Here is a 17643-nt window from a genome sequence, read left to right on the forward strand (position 1 = left end):
ATTTGAAATTTCAAGTATTGGAATTTTAAAAAAACTAGTTGTTCTGTTCTGCAATTACCGACTTATTCAACTTTATTACTCTGATTTTTTTATTGGTATTATCAGATAAGAAAATACGATCGTCAAGTTGTGCTGTTCCAACAATAGTTCCAAAAGCATTTTGCCCTAGAATATCAGAAACGCTTAAAGTCGCTTTATAATTCTTTTTAATGAATTCGTCTTTTGGATATAGTTTTAAATAAGATGCACTTCCAATATTTTCTGAAGTAACTGCCCAATCTTTGCTAAAAGATACTGCAACTGGTTTAATGTCTACAAATTGCACTTTTTCTGGCTCAATAGGAGTGGTTAACGAAGCTGCGGCATTGGCTTTAATATTGGCAATATTATAGTATAAATAGCTTTTGGCATCTCTTCCTCCTACAACCAAATTTCCATCAAAAACATCTAATGAATATATTTCTGTATATCCGTTTAGCGTATTCAATTTGGCAATAGGTTTCAAATTCCAATCGCTTGTTTCTGTAATTTGAGTAGCATCAAGAACTTTTATGCTCTTTTCTTTTTCTTTTACAAACACCAATCCGTCTTTTGCGACAACGCCAAAAACGTGAACAAAAGTCTGCCACCACTGACCATTTCCAACAGTACTGATTCCAGCATTTGTAATCTCATCAAAAACAAATAATCTTGATTCTGTACTACCCACATAAATACGGCCACCATCAACAGAAACCGATGTTAAACTTGTTAGCGCAATAGTTGTATTTCCTTTTTTATATTCTTTTATTGTTTTAAGATGATCTAAAGTCAGAGCATTAAAAATCTCTAATACATTTCCGTTAATCACATACAATTTTTCATTTGCAATAGTGATTCCTTTTGGATCAAATGCTTCTGTGCTTCCTGGAATATTTTCGTTTGTAATAGAAGCTTCATCAGTCGGATAATAATAGGTATAATCTTTAGATGCTGGATCATCTTTACTGCAACTTGTAAACAAACAAATTGCTAAAATTAGGGGCAGAATATGTTTCATGTGTTGTTTATATTTTAGTTCCATTTTCCTTCGCCTTTATATTTGAGCAAAAATGGATTTTTAGGATTAACAGTAAATACTGGTTTCTTATAAGTTCCTTTTACGTAAGCCGTTTTTGAATACGTTTTTAAAACGTCTGGATCTGTAAACGGAAGATCATTTAAATAAATTAAGTATTTATAAAAATGAGTAAGCATTTCCTGCTGACCTCCGCCTTCACCACTATTCGCCAAATTACTGCTGTGGTTAAAACCAATATGATGCGAATATTCGTGAGACCAAACCGACATTTCTCCAACCCAATGCCCGGTTACATAACCCGATTCCCATTGCGATGCCAGATTTCCTCCGCCCCAAGCAGAATCTCCTCCAACCATTGCCATCCAAACGGTTCTTTTATCTAGATAATTCCAATATATTTTTTCAATTTCTTCTTTAGAATAATAATCGTAAACACCCTCTACATCATCAGCATTTCCGTGCCAGTTTAATGCGCCGTTTATAGCGGTTCCTGCTGTCGCTGCCTGTTCTTGTTTGTATTTGTCAAAATTGGTAAAAGTGTCATAATACATAGGATGGCTTAAAGCATAAGAATAATTAATAATCATGGTAATTGCTTCTTTTGCCAATGCAGGATTCATCGGAAGAAATTTACCCAACTCATTAATGTGGTATCCGTCATGAAACTGAACTAAATGATTTGATTTTATTTTTTTGAATTTTTTAAACAAAGGATCATCTGATTCTACAGAAAATTCGATCGCTCCAGATGAAAATCCTTCAATTTTATCGATCGTTACTGTGTTTCCTGTTTCTAGCAAATAATCGTTTTTTTGCTCTGTCAAAGGAATTTTATGAAAAGAACGGTGAAAAGCAGGAACTTTTGAAAAACTATAAAGCAAAAACTTTTTATCGTAGTTAGGCAATTTTGCATACACTTTTACGTCTGTTAATCCAACTGGAGAGTAAAGCGAAACTTGTACAGAATCTTTTCCTTTTTGAATAACTTGAAATGGTTCGTTTACTCTAAACCATCGATCTGCTTTATTGTACATAATCGAAGGATCTTCGTTATCCTCAAACATGGTCATTGGTTTATTTTCTGCTGGTAAAGCCGAAGCATCTATACTTGGCAGGTAATTTGGCTTGTAGTTTTCGCCATCGTCACTACATCCAAAAATAATACTTGCCAATAGGGCAAATACGAAAAAGTGAGTGTTTTTTCTCATCAGTAAGTAAGTAGGTTTGGGGTTAAATATGGTGCAAAACTATCAATATACTTTGTATAAGCAAGTTAAATGCAAGAAAAATATGAATATAAAATATACTAAAAGTAAGTTTTTATAAACGACTACTATACTTAAAGGGCAGGTTTTAAAGTTTCTATTCCCTAAAATCTAAAGTCTTGATTACAGTTAAATCAGAATTGAACTCAACAAAGCTTGCGGGAAAATCTGCACGTATTTTTCCTATTTTATTTTTCATGCCAATTGCAGCAGCCACTCTTGTAGTCGCCATTTTTATAGCTTCATCTGCCGAAACATTTAAATGATTATAGGCATTTTGCACTGCTTCTGTCATTGAGATAGATGCGCCAGCAAGATTACCATCCTCATTTCTATAGAAATCATCAACCAAATGAGCGTCAAAGTTATCCCATTTAAAATTGGCTACTTTACGCCCTAAAAAAGTAGCATCACTGATTAAGAAGAATTTATCCTGTTTTAGTTTGTACGCTATTTTTGCTGCTGCATAATCGCAATGCACTCCATCGAGAATAACAGGAGCGTAAACTTCTTCGTTTTCAAAAACAGCTCCAACCAAACCTGGTTCGCGATGTCCGAATTGTGTCATGGCATTAAACAAGTGTGTAACTAGTTTAATTCCTTTTGCAAAATAAGGCTGTGCCTCTTTGTACGTAATAGTAGAATGTCCGATCGAAATTGTCATACCGCTTTCGATCAGCATATTAAGCTGTTTTTCTGTAAAACATTCTGGAGCTATGGTAATGACTTTTATAACGTCTTTTCCTTTGCTGATAATTTCTTGAAGTTCTTCGTCAGTTGGTTTTCGAACCTGATCAATACTATGTGCCCCGCGTCTTTGCGGATTTAAAAATGGTCCTTCTAAGTGCATTCCGATTACACCATTTTGATGCTTTTTCATGTAATTGCGGACCGCTTCAATTCCTTCTAAAATGGTTTCTTTTGATGAAGATATTAAACAAGGTAAAACATGCGTTGTGCCATATTTCATACTGGCATCGTAAATATCCTGAATGGTTTCTTCATTTGGAGTCTGGCTGAAATAATACTTTTCTCCACCATTAATCTGGATATCTATAAATCCTGCCGAAAGATGATTTCCTTTTAAATCAATTGTCTCGATATCGCTTGGAATTTCTTTTTGCACCGAAATAATAGTTCCGTTCCCTACAACTACAACTCCATTTTCTATTATTTCTTCTCCTGTGTGTACGACAGCATTTATAATCGCTTGTTTCATTTGTTTATTTCTTATAACGTTCCAAAGTTAAATATTATAAGTTTTAAGCAAAATAAACTCTTTTAAAATCGGCAATTCAGAAATAATAAAAAAAGCTTTAGAAAATATTCTAAAGCTTTTTTAACTCAAATTCTGAAAAATTAATATAATGCAGACAGGTACAAACTGGCTGTTATTTTTGTGTACACACAATATCTTTTGCTCTTACAGGGCTATTTTATAAATCAAAATACAGTTCTATAAATATTTCGTCCCGCTGGGACGTTTTACAGCTCTGGAAGAGCTAGATATTTATAGCTAAAATTCTGCGTCTCTAAATTCAAAAGTTCCGGAGGAGCGACATATTAAATCACTGCCATTTCAACTATACATCGAAAATTATTAATCTGGATTTGCCAATATTTTGTACAATTCGGCATTCGACAGATAAAACTGATTCTCTAAACTTATTTGCGACAATTTTGCGCTAACCAAATTGTTTTCTCTCGAATTGATTAAGAAAATCGAACTCTCGCCGAATGAAAATAATTTTTCTTCTGAATTCAGCATCGTCATATAATCTTGTACAAGATTGTCTATTACGATTTTCTGTTTTCTTAACGAAGCAATTTCTGTCTGCTGCGCTTTGATTTTATTTTTAAGCTCCAATCGCTGCTGTCCAATATCATATTGCATATCCTGAATTTTCAGTTTAGCCATTTTTAAACTTCCTCTTTCTTTTCTTAAGAAAATCGGGAAGCTGAAATCGATGTTAAACTTATAATCATCGGCGTTGAAATTATTCCAGTAATTGGGTTCTGAAATGTAATTGTAGCCCACATTTATTTTGGGAAGCAACGAATTGGCTTTCAGCTGGCGGTTGACTTCCAAAATATCCATTTTAGTTTCTAAAGATTGAATCTTTGGATGAGAATCTAATGATTCAACATCGACCATCATGGCATCTGTTTTTAAAGTTTCCTCAATGGTCTGAATTAGGTTTTGTTCTGGTTTTACCAAATCTCCCAATTCAACCGGAACATTTTCAATCCATAAAAAATTGGCCAATTTCAGTTTCGCTTTCGCTAATTTCAAATTTCCATTTTCAACATTCAATTCTCTGTTTCGAACGGTTATTTTAGCTTCAACGCTGTCAATTGCGGGCGCATCTCCTGCTGCAATTAGTTTTTTAACTCCTTGAAAACGAGTGCTCGCAAAACCTAAATAGTTTTTATACAATTCTGCTTCGTTATAGCTTTTTCTCCATTCAAAATAAGCTTCACTTGCTTGATATAAAACTTCAATTGCTCTCAATTTTCGCTGTGCATCGCTCAGTTTTACCTGAAGTTTTCCTTCTCGAACATCGGCCATTCTTTGGTTAATAAACATTCCCTGACCTAGAGCAACATTAATTCCGAGCGAAGTTAAACCTGCTTCTGGAGTTTTGTTCTGCGGATTGTAATATTCTCCACTTGTATCGTCAAAACCTGCTTTTACTTCAATTCCATACCAAGTCGGAATTTTGAAACTGCTGTTTAATAACGAATAATATTCTGTGCCTTTAAATTCTTTCTTATTGTAATCTACTTCCAATTTTGGATCAAATCCGCCTCGTGCCATCATCAATTTTGCCTGAGCATTCGTCACTTCAAGATTGGCTTGTTTTACCAGCGGGTGATATTTTTTCACATATCCCAAGTACTCGATAAAAGTAAGTTCCTCTTGATTAAAATTCTGGCTATGAAGTGTAGAAAAACAAAATAGTATTAAGAAAGAAAACAATTTTACAAGATTTCTCATTTTACTTTTTCTCCTTTCCTTTATCTTCTTTTTCTCCTGAATTATAATAGTTTGGCGGAAAACCATTTAAGTTTCGCCAAATCTCGTACCATACCGAAACGGTTTCTAGCAATGCAATACTTTGCGCACCTGCACCAATACTCAATTCTTTTGGCCAGTGGCGATCTTCTCCATCTGGTGAGACTAAAATTCTATATTTCCCGTTCGGACTTATAAAGTTTTCTATCGCTACAACTTTACCTCCGTAAGTTCCATAAGACAATCCTGGCCATCCAGAAAATACAATTCTAGGCCATCCATCAAACCAAACACGAACTTTTGCACCACGATGCACCAGCGGTAAATCGATTGGATCTACGTAAGTTTCTACCGCAATATCATATTTAGACGGCATAATGCTTACAACCGGAGTTCCTTCTTTAATCGTTTCTCCAAGACCAGCCAGTAAAGCACGGTTTACATAACCGCTCTGGGGCGCTGTAATATAATATAAACCGTTTCTAAGTCTGTAATTAGTATATTGGTTCTCTAATTTATTTACCTGAGCTTCTGTATCGTATTGTGTGCTTAAAGCAGTAAATTTATCGCTTCTTGATTTTGATATTTTTTCAGCATATTCAGCAGTAATTCTATTGATTTCTACTTTTGCATTTATCAATTCGTTTTTGCTGCTCAATAATTTATTTTCCTGCGTAATCACATACGCTTCTGACTCTTGCAGTTTTAATCTTTTCTGCTCGACATCAGTCAGCGGTTTAAGACCTTCTTTGTTTAAAGCAGTCGAACGGTCAAATTGTGTTTTTGCAATTCGAAGCTGAGTTTTTACCGCCACAAGATCCATACTGTCACTTTTTATTTTCAATTGTGACTGACGAATTTTGTTTTGCGCTTGCTGCAATTTCAATTGTCTTTCCGTGTTAAGCGACTGCGCCTGCACGTCAAGAGAGTTTACTTTATCGCCATACGATTCTACCGCCATTTTTTTGGCATCTACTTGCTGTTTGGTGTTATTAACCAAATTAGGATCTAGATAATCTTCTTTGATCTCCGAAATAAAAAGAATTGTATCTCCTTTTTTTACGTAATCTCCTTCTTTTACAAACCATTTTTCTATACGTCCTGCAATGGCATTATGAACAGTCTGTGGTCTTTGATCTGGTTTTAAAGTCGTTACAGAACCTGTTCCTGAAATATTCTGTGTCCAAGGCAAGAAAAGACATAAGACAGCGAAAATCAAAAATCCGATTATGACTTTATTTAAAATTGCGTAATGTGGTCTACGAGCAACACTTGTAATCGATTTGTATTTGCCCGGCGTTATAAGTACGTTGTTATCTTTAGATAGGTTGAGCATGATTAAAGCTTTATGTCGTTAATAATTTTTCCGTCATCAATCGTAATCATACGACTGCATTTGCTTTTCCAAATATCATTTTTAGAAGTCACAATAACAGTCCAGTCATTTTCTTCAGAAAGTAAAAAGTCTACAATTTTACTCGAAGTCAAATCGTCCATTTTGTCAACTGGATCTTCTAAGAATAAGATATTCGGTTTACCCACAATACTTCTTGCCAAAAGAATTTTTTGAACATCAGAAGCAGATAGTTCACGACCTCCAGGATGAATTTGATTTTCCAACCCGTTTTCAAAAGTTTTAATATATGGAGTAAGGCCAACATTATCTAAAGCCCATTTTAAATCATCGCTGTTTAATTCTTCATTTCCAAAAACAATATTCTCGCGAATTGTTCCTGCAAAAAGTGTATCGCCTTGCAAGAATGTACCTGCTTGCGCTCTATATGTATCTTCGTTAAGGCGATTCATATAATTGTCAGTTACGTACATCGCTCCGCTTTCTGGTTCTAAAACACCCGAAAGCAATCTTAGCAAAGTACTTTTTCCTGCACCATTTGTTCCTGTAAGAATGATTTTTTCTCCTTGAGAGATTTTTAAATTGATATTCTTCAGTGATTTTTTGTTGTGTCCTGGATAATGGTAATTGATGCTTTCGGTCTCAATATTGATTCCTTTTTCCGTTTTATCTGAAGTTTGAGGAATGCATGAAATTTCCATATCAGTTACCTGACCAATTTTTTCAACAGAAGTCAATACGTCGTAGAAAGACTCTAATCCGAAGATGATTTTTTCTACCGAGTTGATCAATAATACAATTACGATTTCAGCTGCTACAAACTGCCCTATGTTCATTTGGTGGTGAATTACCAGAAAACCACCGATCGATAATAAGGCAGCAGTAACAATTACTTTAAAAATAGTCAGCTGAATATATTGTTTCTTCATTACCTGAAAGTGCTTTTCACGGTAATTTACGTAGCTGGTTGCGTATTGGTCATTTCTTTCCAAAGCATATTCAAAAGCTCCTTTTCTACGGAAACTTTCTCTATTTCTAGCAATTTCCTGAAGCCATGCTGCCACTTTATATTTAAATTTCGATTCGTTCAAACTGGTTTCGAGACCGTCTTTATACGAAAATTTAAAAATGACATATAAAATGACAATAAATAAAAGTCCAATTACCATAAAGAAAGAATGATAAAGAACCAATAGAATAATCCCCAGACCAACCTGAAGGAATGCAGTGCAGAAATCAAGCAATAGTTTTGCAGTGCCTTTTTGTACCATTAAAGTATCAAAAAAACGATTGGCTTTTTCGGGAGCATACTCCGAGTACATTTCTTTAAATTTTATTAAAGGCATTCTGTACGCAAACTCGAAAGAAGAGCGCACAAAAATTCGCTGCTGCAAATTCTCTACAATTCGCAACTGTAAAATTGTTAGAACTCCGCCAAAACCAACTCCAACCGTCACTAGAATCACGAGAATAATCCACGAGACGCTCAGCTGTCCGCTTTGAATAAAATTAATAATAGCTTGGATTCCTAAAGGCAGAGAAAGATTGACTAACCCTGCAAATGCAGCATAGAAGATAATTTGATACACATCGCGCTTATCGAGCTGCAATAAGTTATAAAAACGTTTAAATGGTGTCATGAATTTAAGTATAAATACAGGATTATTACATAGAATAAATATACGGCAAAAACCGCAATTTTGGATTAAGATTTTTTACCCTAACCCTTAAAAAACAAGTATTTATGAATTCACCCTTGGAGGCGGTATGTCTATTTTACCATGAAAACCAAACGAAAAGATCGTATTATCAATATATTTTTTCCCTTCTGATTCTATTAGAAAACAAAAATTAGGCATCAAAGATTCTGATGAAATCAAATATTCCATTAAAGGAATGCCTTTTGCTAATTTGGCCGTTTTAGTCTCTTTCGTTTTGTAGTCGTCCAGTTCTTCTGGGATTCCATCACACTTGAAGATTTTTTTCAGAAAGTTGCAGGTAATGCCTTTTACTGTGTACGTTTCAGCGTTATCGCTTAAGATTCTTCCAACGCTATTAGAAATATTTAAACTGCTAATTAGAAAATAGCCGACAAGCAATACCTGAAGGCATTTACATAAAAAGCTATTTTTAATTTTGTTCAACATACTCTAAAAAAGGCTAAAAGTTTAATTGCATCACATGGTTTTGAATCAAAATCTCAGTGATTTAAGGCGTTTATTATATTTTTTCTGAGCGCGCAATTTAGAGCCAATTTTTTTCTAGAACATTAAAATAACATTAGAATTTAGAATCGTTCAAAACTTTAAAATTATATTAACAAGGCATTCTTACAGGCCTATCGGAATTATGTAAAGACCGACTACAATTCTATAACTCAAAAGGCTACCAGCATTCTACTTTTGATATTCGAAAAATTTAATACAATTCTTTAAAAAAATATATTACAAGTGTTACCGATTAAACAAATTAGATTCACTAACCATTTAATACAGAATCAAGAGATGACTTACGCAAAAAATGATTTGACCCGATTTTTAGATGCGCAAAATAAACTTTATCTGACAGCATTATCTGAAATAAAAAAAGGTAAAAAAGAAACCCATTGGATGTGGTTCATTTTTCCGCAGATCAAAGGACTTGGCAAAAGTGCTCTTTCTGAATATTATGCCGTTGCAGATCTTAAAGAAGCTACTGAATTTTTAAAGCATCCGATTTTATCGAAACATTTAATTGAGATCTCTAAATTACTGCTGACTTTAAAAAAGAAGTCTGCCGAAGGAATTTTAGGAGAACTTGGCGCAAGAAAACTGCATTCTTCTATGAGTTTATTTGTTCAGGTAGAAAATGCGCATCCTGTTTTTCAGGAAATTCTAGATACTTTTTTCTTTGGACATCTGGATCAGCTGACTTTAAATTTTACACAAAAAACTAGTGTCCTGCCAGACATAGCACTTTCTTAATATTCTTAGGACAAAAAAGGGAATAGCTCGTAAACTATTCCCTTTTTGATTAACAACATAATTATAAATAAAGTACAAATCCTGAACTTTAGCTTTTCTCAAAATTAGAAACCCCTTTTTTAAGCCAGTTCAAATATTCTTCGATATCTGGATTATAAGCAGACGTTTCATTGAGCGTTTCTCCATTATGATCTACCAAAACATAAAATGGTTGCGCATTGGTTTTGTAAGTCAGTGTTTGAAATTCGCTCCATTTCTGACCAATGTATTTTAATTTTTTTCCTGTTAGTTTAGAGGTAGTCTGTTCGTGCGGATTTAGTTCTCGTTTATCGTCTACATAAAGTGAAATTAAAACCAAATCGCCTTTTAAGATCTTCTGCACTTTTTCATCAGACCAAACATTGTCCTCCATTTTACGGCAGTTTACACACGCGTGACCTGTGAAATCTATCATAACTGGTTTTCCGATTTTTTTGGCATATTGCATTCCTAAATCATAATCAGTAAAAGCCATAATGTTATGCGGACCAAGTTCTGCTCCTTCTGGCAGATTTTGCGTTATTTCTTTTGAACTGGAATTATTCAATCCATTTGGAATTTCGCTGTAATGCATCGGTGGCGGAAAACCGCTAATCATTTTAAGAGGCGCTCCCCAGATTCCAGGAATCAGATAAATGGTAAAAGCCAAAACCAAAACACCCAATCCAAGTCTTCCCACACTTATATTGGAAACCGGACTATCATGCGGCAATTGGATTTTTCCAAACAAATAAAAAGCCAGCGTTCCGAAAATGGCAATCCAAATTGCTAGAAAAGTTTCTCTTTCCAACCAATGCAATTGCAGAACCAAATCGGCATTGGAAAGGAATTTGAAAGCAAGAGCCATTTCCAGAAATCCTAAAAATACTTTTACAGAATTTAACCATCCTCCCGATTTTGGAAGCGAATTTAGCCAACCTGGAAAAGCGGCAAATAAAGTAAAAGGCAAAGCCAAAGCCAGAGAAAAACCAAACATTCCGACAAATGGCGCAATTCCGCCTCGCGAAGCAGCTTCGACCAATAAAGTGCCAACGATTGGTCCCGTACAAGAAAAAGAAACAATTGCAAGCGCCAAAGCCATAAACAATATTCCGACGATTCCCCCTCTATCGGCTTGCGAATCAACTTTGTTTGCCCATGCATTGGGAAGCATGATTTCGAAAGCGCCCAAAAATGAAAATGCAAAAATCATTAAAAGCACAAAAAATACAAGATTGAACCAAACATTTGTAGAAAGCGCATTAAGCGAATCTGCTCCAAAAATCCAAGTTACAACAGCTCCCAAAAAGATGTAAATGGCAATAATCGCAATTCCGTAAAAAACGGCTTTTCGTATTCCTTGCGATTTGGTTTTACTCTGTTTGGTAAAAAAACTCACCGTCATCGGAATCATCGGAAAAACGCAAGGTGTTAGCAAGGCCGCAAATCCAGAGAAAAATGACAGCAAAAAAATCGTCCATAAACTTCTTGATTCTGTTTTTGGTTCTCTTTTTCTAATTTCTTTTTGAGATGTTTTTGTTATTTCTGCAGCAAGAACTTCTTCTGTTTTTTCTTTTATTTCGGTAACCGAAGAATCTATTACTTCTGTTTTTGTTTCTGTTTTAGCTGCCGTTTCTATTAAAGTTTTCGCTTTCGCGGAAGGACTCATGACAAACTCCAATTCATCTGAACTTGGTGGAAGGCAGTTTTCATCATTACAAATCATAAATTCAACTTCAGCATTGATTTTAAAAGGTTTAGATGAAAGTATTTTAACGCGCTGTCTAAAAGTAGTCTCTTTTTCAAAAAACTTAATCTGCATTTTAAAAACAGGATCGTTAACCGTTTTTCCTTTTTCTTCTTTTACAGCATCAGTCAACTGAAAATCTGCGCTTTTTATAAAATTAAAACGCGTTGGAATCGGTCCTCCGTCTGCAACTTCTTGACTGTACAAATGCCAGCCTGACTCTATAATGGCTTTTGCCTGCAATTCGTATTCAGTATCGGAAATTTTCTCAACACTGGTTTTCCATTTTATGGGGTTGTATATCTGAGCCTTTACGAATATGGAAAACAGCAGGAAAAAGCCCAGTAAAAAAATATTCTTTTTCATGGGTAAAAATCTTTAGAAAGAGGGTTGAATAGCAAAAAACAACCCTCTCGGTAATCCGCTATACAAACTAAATTGCTTACTAATTCAAAATAATTATTTGATAGGGAAATACAAATTAAACTCTAGTAAATAAAGGGGTCAGATTATTTTAATGGTTTAAAAACGACTTCATAAGAATCTGCTTTGTTCAAAAATGAATTAGCAAATTCCTGAATGTCTTTGGCTGTGATGCTTTTTACAATATCAACATAAGTTGCAGGGTCATTCATATCGTAAGCATTCTCAAAATAATTATAAATCAAGTTCATGCTATAACTATTGAAGTTTTTGCTGTCTTCTCTAGATTTCAAATAGTTTGTTCTTGTTTTCTCAATATCTTCAGCGGCGATTTCTCCCTTCTTGATTTTATCAATTTCCTGATACACAATTGGCAGTAAATGTTCCACTTTATCAGCATCGCAATCAAAATTAATCTGAAGATTTGCCTTTGAAATTGGAAGTTTATCTATGCTTCCTCTTACTTGTGCACCGTAAGTTCCGCCTTCTTTTTCGCGAAGACTTTCTGTATAACGCAAAGTCAGCACATCACTTAAATACGAAATCAAAATTCTGTTTTTTTGCGAAAAAGCAATATCTTTTAAAAAGGCAATTCGAACAGAACTTTTTGGAGTTTCCATTTTGATGAAAACATCTCTATCAATTTTATTTGATGTCCATTTCGGAATCTCTGTTTTAAATTTTTCTTTACGTTTAACTCCATTTATACTCGCAATATATTTTTCTAACAAAGGTTTTAAAACTTCTGGCGTAACATCTCCAACAATATAAAATTCAAAATTTGAAACATCTGCAAAACGATCCAAATAGAAAACTTTCATTTTATCAAAAGATAAATCGTTGATAAATTTTTGATTCAATGGCAGTACTCTTGGATTGTTTTTCCCGTAAACCACATCCATTAAACTGTCTCCCATTTTTGCATTAATATCATTTGCTCTGTTTTTAAGCGAATTTTCTAATCTTTGCTTCATAAGCGCATACATCTGATTATCAAATCTTGGCTGCACAAAACGCAAATGAACCAATTGCATCATTGTTTCGATATCTTTTGCATTTGCCCATGCCGTAACTGTCTCTTTCAACGAGGCTACATCTACAGAAGAGCCAGCAATTTTTCCCTTTAAAACTTTTGTCAAATCAACATTTGACAGCTCACCAACTCCAGACATTAGAGCTAATTCGCTTGCGCGACTAACTGATGGTAAGTCTTGAGTTTCGTACAAAGAAGATCCTCCAAAACTTTCCGCTTTCAAATCTACTCGCTTCTTGTTTTTATCGGCAAATTTATAATGCACTTTTACGCCATTGCTCAATACAAAAGTGGTAGCATCAATTGCCGTTTCTTTTTTCTCTGAAACAATTTTTCCTGAATTGATTTTCAGGTTTCCTAAAAGTGTTTTTCCTTCAAAAGTATCTACATAAGGCTGTAACGATGCATCGTTTTCGGCTTTCTGAATAATATCAAAAGCTTTTTCCTGAGTTAAGTTACTTTCGTTTTCTACACCCGTAACCGTTACAACGCGGTTTTGCGCCGTATATAATTTACTGATTTGTTCTTGAAGAATTTTAGTGTCAACATTTTTCAAAATGTTTTTTATCATTTCAAATTCTGCTTTTGGATCGGCAATAACTTCGTGACTTAGATAATCCTCTTTTACCATTCCGATAACATCCTTATGCGAAATCTCATTTAGTTTTTCTAAATAATTTTCGTAACCCGAAATGTTTTCTGCAACAGCCCTTTCAATTTCTCCTTTAGAAAAACCAAATTTGTAAGCTCTAACCCATTCATTCATGACCATTGCAAAAGCTTCGGCTTGTTTTTCTGGTTTTGGAGAAACGTTCAAAATCCAGATATCATTCAAACGAGTATAGTTTTGATAACCAATTGATGCACTTTTAAATGGGCATTCTTGTTTCTGCGCCATTTCTACCAAACGATTATTTAAGATAGAAAAAGCAAGGCTTCTTTGGGTAGATTTTTCTAATTCGGCACAAGTATTAGTTGATTTTTCAGCCGTATGACGAATCATATAACTAATATTTGAAGCCGAAATTTCCTTGTCTAAAGCCAGTTTAAAAGTTGGTTCTGTTCTTTCTGGAATAGCGATTTCAAAACGTTTTTTAGGATTTACTGGTGTCGGAATATCTGCAAAAAGTTTCTTGATTTTGGCTTCAATATCGTCTGCATTGATATCTCCTACAATTGCGATTGCCTGCAAATCTGGACGATACCAATCTTTATAAAAATCTTTTAAAACTTGATATTTAAAGTTTTTAACGATTTCCATATCACCAATCGGCATGCGGTCTGCATAAAGCGAATTGTTATAATAATACGGTGCCAACTGATTGTAGATTCTCGCTCTTGCATTTTGTCTCGTACGCCATTCTTCGGTAATTACACCGCGCTCAGCATCGATTTCTTCATTCGTCAGAGATAAAAAATTAGACCAATCGTGCAAAACCAGTAAACAGGTATCTACTACTCCGCCATCTTTTGACGGAATATTGTCTAAGTTGTAAACGGTTTCGTCTGTACTTGTATAAGCGTTGATATTTCTTCCGAAAACCGCTCCTTGTTTTTGAAGCGTATTTAAAATTCCCTTTCCTTCAAAATTTTTAGTTCCGTTAAATGCCATGTGCTCCAGAAAATGCGCCAGACCTTTCTGCTGATCGTTTTCTAGAATAGAACCCACGTTCTGAATAATGTAATAACTTGCCGTATTTTTATTGACATCTGTCGGATAAATATAATACGTCATTCCGTTTGGCAGTACTCCTTTTTTTATTTTTTGGTTGACTGAAATTGGGTCGCTTGCTTTAAAGTTTTGCGCTTGCGCGAAAGTCAAACTTCCAATAAAAAAGAGTAAAACTGATATTTTTTTGCTGTATTTCATAAAGCTATTAATTAACCTTTCAATAATTTATCCAGCTGTACTCGCAACTCTGGATTTGACGGACGAAGTGCATCTGCATTGATGATGTTTCCTTTTGGATCAAACAATAAAAATCTCGGAATGGCATTTACATCATAATTTTTTGCCACATCAGAACCAAAATCTTTATCGGCCATTAACTGAATTCCTTTTAATTGTTCTTTGGTAACATAATCTTTCCATTTTTGAGCATCTTTTGGTTTATCTAACGAAAGACTTACAAAAACAATATTTTTTCCGTGATAATCTTCTTCGATTTTTTTCATGTGAGGAATCTCTGCTTTACAAGGTCCGCACCAAGTTGCCCATAAATCGATGTAAACAAATTTACCTTTAAAATCTGAAAACGAAACCGCTTTATCGTTAATGTCTTTATATGTAAAATCTAATCCTTTCTGACCAACGTTTTTATGCAATACTTTTTCATATTCTAACAAAAATGCTTTGCTATTATCAGAAATCATAAACGGTTTTATGCTTGGTGCGATTTTTTCGTATTCTTCAATTTTCATTCTTGAATTTGCAACTGCATCACGTAAATAAACATCTTTTAAAGCAGGATCTGTAATATGGGTAATTGCTTCAGTTAAATCTAAACGTTTTGGTGCATCACCAGAATTCATAGTTACATAAAAGAAATAATTTGACATTAAAGAAACGCCGTTTTGCAATTTTAGTAAATCTGGATCTGTAAACTTTTTGTCTGTCTGCCATGTTTTGATTACTGCTGGACGATCGTCTTTGTCTGGAAATGCTGTTCTTGGCATTCTGAAAAAAGTATAAGTCAATTCTTCAACATCTGTTGCAACGGCCAATTTTAATAACTTATTAAAGTTAGCATCTTTCGTTTTTATTGATTTTGAAAATTCTTCTGCTTTAGCCACACCTTTATCAATGAAAGGATAAAATTCTACATAGGTTTCATTTCCGCCCAATCTCGCGAAAGGCGCAAAATCGTTGTAGATTTCATTTGCTTTTTGAACTAAAACATTTTGTCCGACATTTTTCCCGCTCAAAACATAATTCGTTTTATTGATTACAAGATTGATGTCTAATTTTGGTTCTAAATACAAGCGGATTAATTGGTTTCTGCTTTTAAATTGCCCGTAATCGATATAATAAAAGCCAGCAGCTGAAACTGGTGTCATAAAGCCGAATTCCCCCAGCGAATTAACTTTTGCGGTAGCAGCAGCGACTGGCTTTCCATCTTCAACATTGTAGAGTGTGACTTCTTTTGTTTTTAAATCTGGAATCGAAATTGTTCCTTTAATTACTGCATATTCTGAAAGGTTGGCAGCAAAACTCATTTGAACCGTGATAAAGGTCAAAATGAAATAAAAAATGTGTTTTTTCATTGTTTCTTTGTTTTTGGATTGATATTTTAAATTGAAATTCGCATCGATTGATCGCCTTGTTCTATAATAAAATCTTTACTTTCTTTGGTTTCTTTCAGCTTTTTAAGATTTTCAGAATTCAATAAATCTTTGGCTTCAAAATCATTGATTTGTGTGACTTTGGCGCCAATTTTGACTTTCTTCAAATCTTCATTTTCCTGATCGATAATTCTTTTTACTAGAAGATTCTGGTTTTCGTCAAAATCTAATTCCAGTCCGCTTAAATAGAAAGATGGTATTTTTTTGAAATTTTTATTGGGTTCGAGATAAGCGGTTTTATGCAACAAATCGATTGTAAAATTGAAACGTTTTATTAAATCGATTCCGAGAGAACCATCGGCGTAAGCCCAGTTTTTATTGGCTTCTTCATATTCCTGCAAAGCAATTGTTACGTTCGGAAAATTATTCCCATTTATGGCAACATTTGGAATGGCTCCTCCTACAATTTTGGTTTGTTTTCCCAGACTGTAATTCACAGATGTATATTCGGTTTTTAAGCTTGCCTCTAGATTATTTTTATGATTGAAAGGTCCATAAGCAATTAAATCATAACCCGCTCCAGTATCAAAAGTGAAACTGCCTTCGACTGTTTTCTTATCTTCAAAAGTCAGATTCATTTTTACTACCGGAAGTCCCGATTTATAATCAAAAACCAATGGCTTTGCTTTTCCCCAATACGTAAAATTTCCAAAATTGTATAAGTCAATCGTCATGGTATCAAAATTGACAGAAGTGATAAAATTGCGAAGCAGATTCGCACCAAACAATCCGTCGTAAATCCCATGTTTCGGAAAAATAACCAAGCCTTGATTTTTCAGAACTTGATTACCAATATAAATGGTATTGTCTGCCGAATACTGCACTTGCTGACTTCCGCCAACTACAGAAGCCGATTTACTTTTGGTAACCACAACTCCCGCTTTGTACGCGCTGTCTGGATTGAGCGCCATTCCGTCGGCGCCCGTATCAAAAAGCATTAAAAACTCACGATCGGCTTTATTTAGTTTTATTTTTATGGCGATTCCGTTTTCGATAATTTCAAATGGAATACTTGCTACTTCTTTTACTTGCGCGTGTCGATCCACTTTATACAAACCATCAAAAAAAGTCACGTATAGCATTTTATTTTCTGAATTGAAAACAATTTGAGACGGCTTTTTCTCCTTTCCTTTAAAACAGAAATCTACCAAGACGAAAGTTTCATTTTTAATCGCCACAGATTTTCCAATCTGAATGGAATCTAAAGCCGGAAATGCTTTAAAAATACCGTTCAGATAAAATTCGTTTGAAGAAGAATCTCCAACGCCAACTGTAAATTGTGGCGCTAGAAGATCTTTTATTTCTTGATAACTTTTATTCTGAAAGGCTTTTTCGAAAGTTTTAATAGATTTCTGAATACTGTTTTGAGCATAAATTGAGCTTTCAAAAATCAATATTAAAAGCAGGAATATCTTTTTCATT

12 protein-coding genes are annotated in these 17643 nt (G+C 34.4%); 1 reads left to right on the forward strand and 11 read right to left on the reverse strand.

Annotation, left to right across the window (positions count from 1 at the left end):
• Positions 1–34 precede the first annotated feature (34 nt).
• From NCC77_RS18760 to NCC77_RS18790, 7 genes are all read right to left on the reverse strand, one after another.
• Positions 35–1063 carry a hypothetical protein gene (locus tag NCC77_RS18760; RefSeq protein WP_250836966.1) on the reverse strand — a complete coding sequence of 343 codons (1029 nt, stop codon included), beginning with the start codon at positions 1061–1063 and terminating at the stop codon, positions 35–37.
• Positions 1054–2268 carry a hypothetical protein gene (locus NCC77_RS18765; protein WP_250836967.1) on the reverse strand — a complete coding sequence of 405 codons (1215 nt, stop codon included), beginning with the start codon at positions 2266–2268 and terminating at the stop codon, positions 1054–1056. Before NCC77_RS18765 ends, NCC77_RS18760 begins: the two co-directional genes overlap by 10 nt.
• Positions 2269–2422: 154 nt before the next feature.
• The gene (gene nagA, locus NCC77_RS18770; protein WP_250836968.1) at positions 2423–3544 is read right to left on the reverse strand and encodes an N-acetylglucosamine-6-phosphate deacetylase; all 1122 of its coding nucleotides are present in this window, start codon (positions 3542–3544) and stop codon (positions 2423–2425) included.
• 381 nt (positions 3545–3925) lie between these two features.
• Positions 3926–5323 carry a TolC family protein gene (locus NCC77_RS18775; RefSeq protein WP_250836969.1) on the reverse strand — a complete coding sequence of 466 codons (1398 nt, stop codon included), beginning with the start codon at positions 5321–5323 and terminating at the stop codon, positions 3926–3928.
• Position 5324: 1 nt separating this feature from the next.
• Entirely contained in the window at positions 5325–6677 is a 1353-nt protein-coding gene (locus tag NCC77_RS18780; protein ID WP_250836970.1) for an HlyD family secretion protein, read from the reverse strand.
• Between the two features lie 2 nt (positions 6678–6679).
• Positions 6680–8335 carry a peptidase domain-containing ABC transporter gene (locus NCC77_RS18785; RefSeq protein ID WP_250836971.1) on the reverse strand — a complete coding sequence of 552 codons (1656 nt, stop codon included), beginning with the start codon at positions 8333–8335 and terminating at the stop codon, positions 6680–6682.
• Between the two features lie 102 nt (positions 8336–8437).
• Positions 8438–8842 (reverse strand): hypothetical protein, encoded by a 405-nt coding sequence (locus NCC77_RS18790; RefSeq protein ID WP_250836972.1) that lies wholly within the window; start codon positions 8840–8842, stop codon positions 8438–8440.
• Between the two features lie 357 nt (positions 8843–9199).
• Between NCC77_RS18790 and NCC77_RS18795 the strand changes: the two genes are divergently transcribed.
• Positions 9200–9658 carry a DUF1810 domain-containing protein gene (locus tag NCC77_RS18795; protein WP_250836973.1) on the forward strand — a complete coding sequence of 153 codons (459 nt, stop codon included), beginning with the start codon at positions 9200–9202 and terminating at the stop codon, positions 9656–9658.
• Positions 9659–9746: 88 nt separating this feature from the next.
• Here NCC77_RS18795 and NCC77_RS18800 read toward each other — a convergent pair whose 3' ends face one another.
• The 4 genes from NCC77_RS18800 to NCC77_RS18815 all read right to left on the reverse strand — a co-directional run bounded on the left by NCC77_RS18800 (position 9747) and on the right by NCC77_RS18815 (position 17642).
• Positions 9747–11789, reverse strand: coding sequence for a protein-disulfide reductase DsbD family protein (locus NCC77_RS18800; RefSeq protein WP_250836974.1), 2043 nt, complete (start codon positions 11787–11789; stop codon positions 9747–9749).
• 143 nt (positions 11790–11932) lie between these two features.
• Positions 11933–14749, reverse strand: coding sequence for a M16 family metallopeptidase (locus tag NCC77_RS18805; protein WP_250836975.1), 2817 nt, complete (start codon positions 14747–14749; stop codon positions 11933–11935).
• A gap of 11 nt (positions 14750–14760) precedes the next feature.
• On the reverse strand, positions 14761–16143 hold the full coding sequence (locus NCC77_RS18810; RefSeq protein WP_250836976.1) for a TlpA family protein disulfide reductase: 1383 nt from the start codon (positions 16141–16143) through the stop codon (positions 14761–14763).
• 26 nt (positions 16144–16169) lie between these two features.
• A complete protein-coding gene (locus NCC77_RS18815; protein ID WP_250836977.1) occupies positions 16170–17642 on the reverse strand; it encodes a retropepsin-like aspartic protease in 1473 nt (490 codons plus the stop codon).
• Position 17643: the final 1 nt, after the last annotated feature.

Origin of the sequence: Flavobacterium tyrosinilyticum, from assembly GCF_023656565.1 — a bacterium.
GTDB lineage: Bacteria > Bacteroidota > Bacteroidia > Flavobacteriales > Flavobacteriaceae > Flavobacterium > Flavobacterium tyrosinilyticum.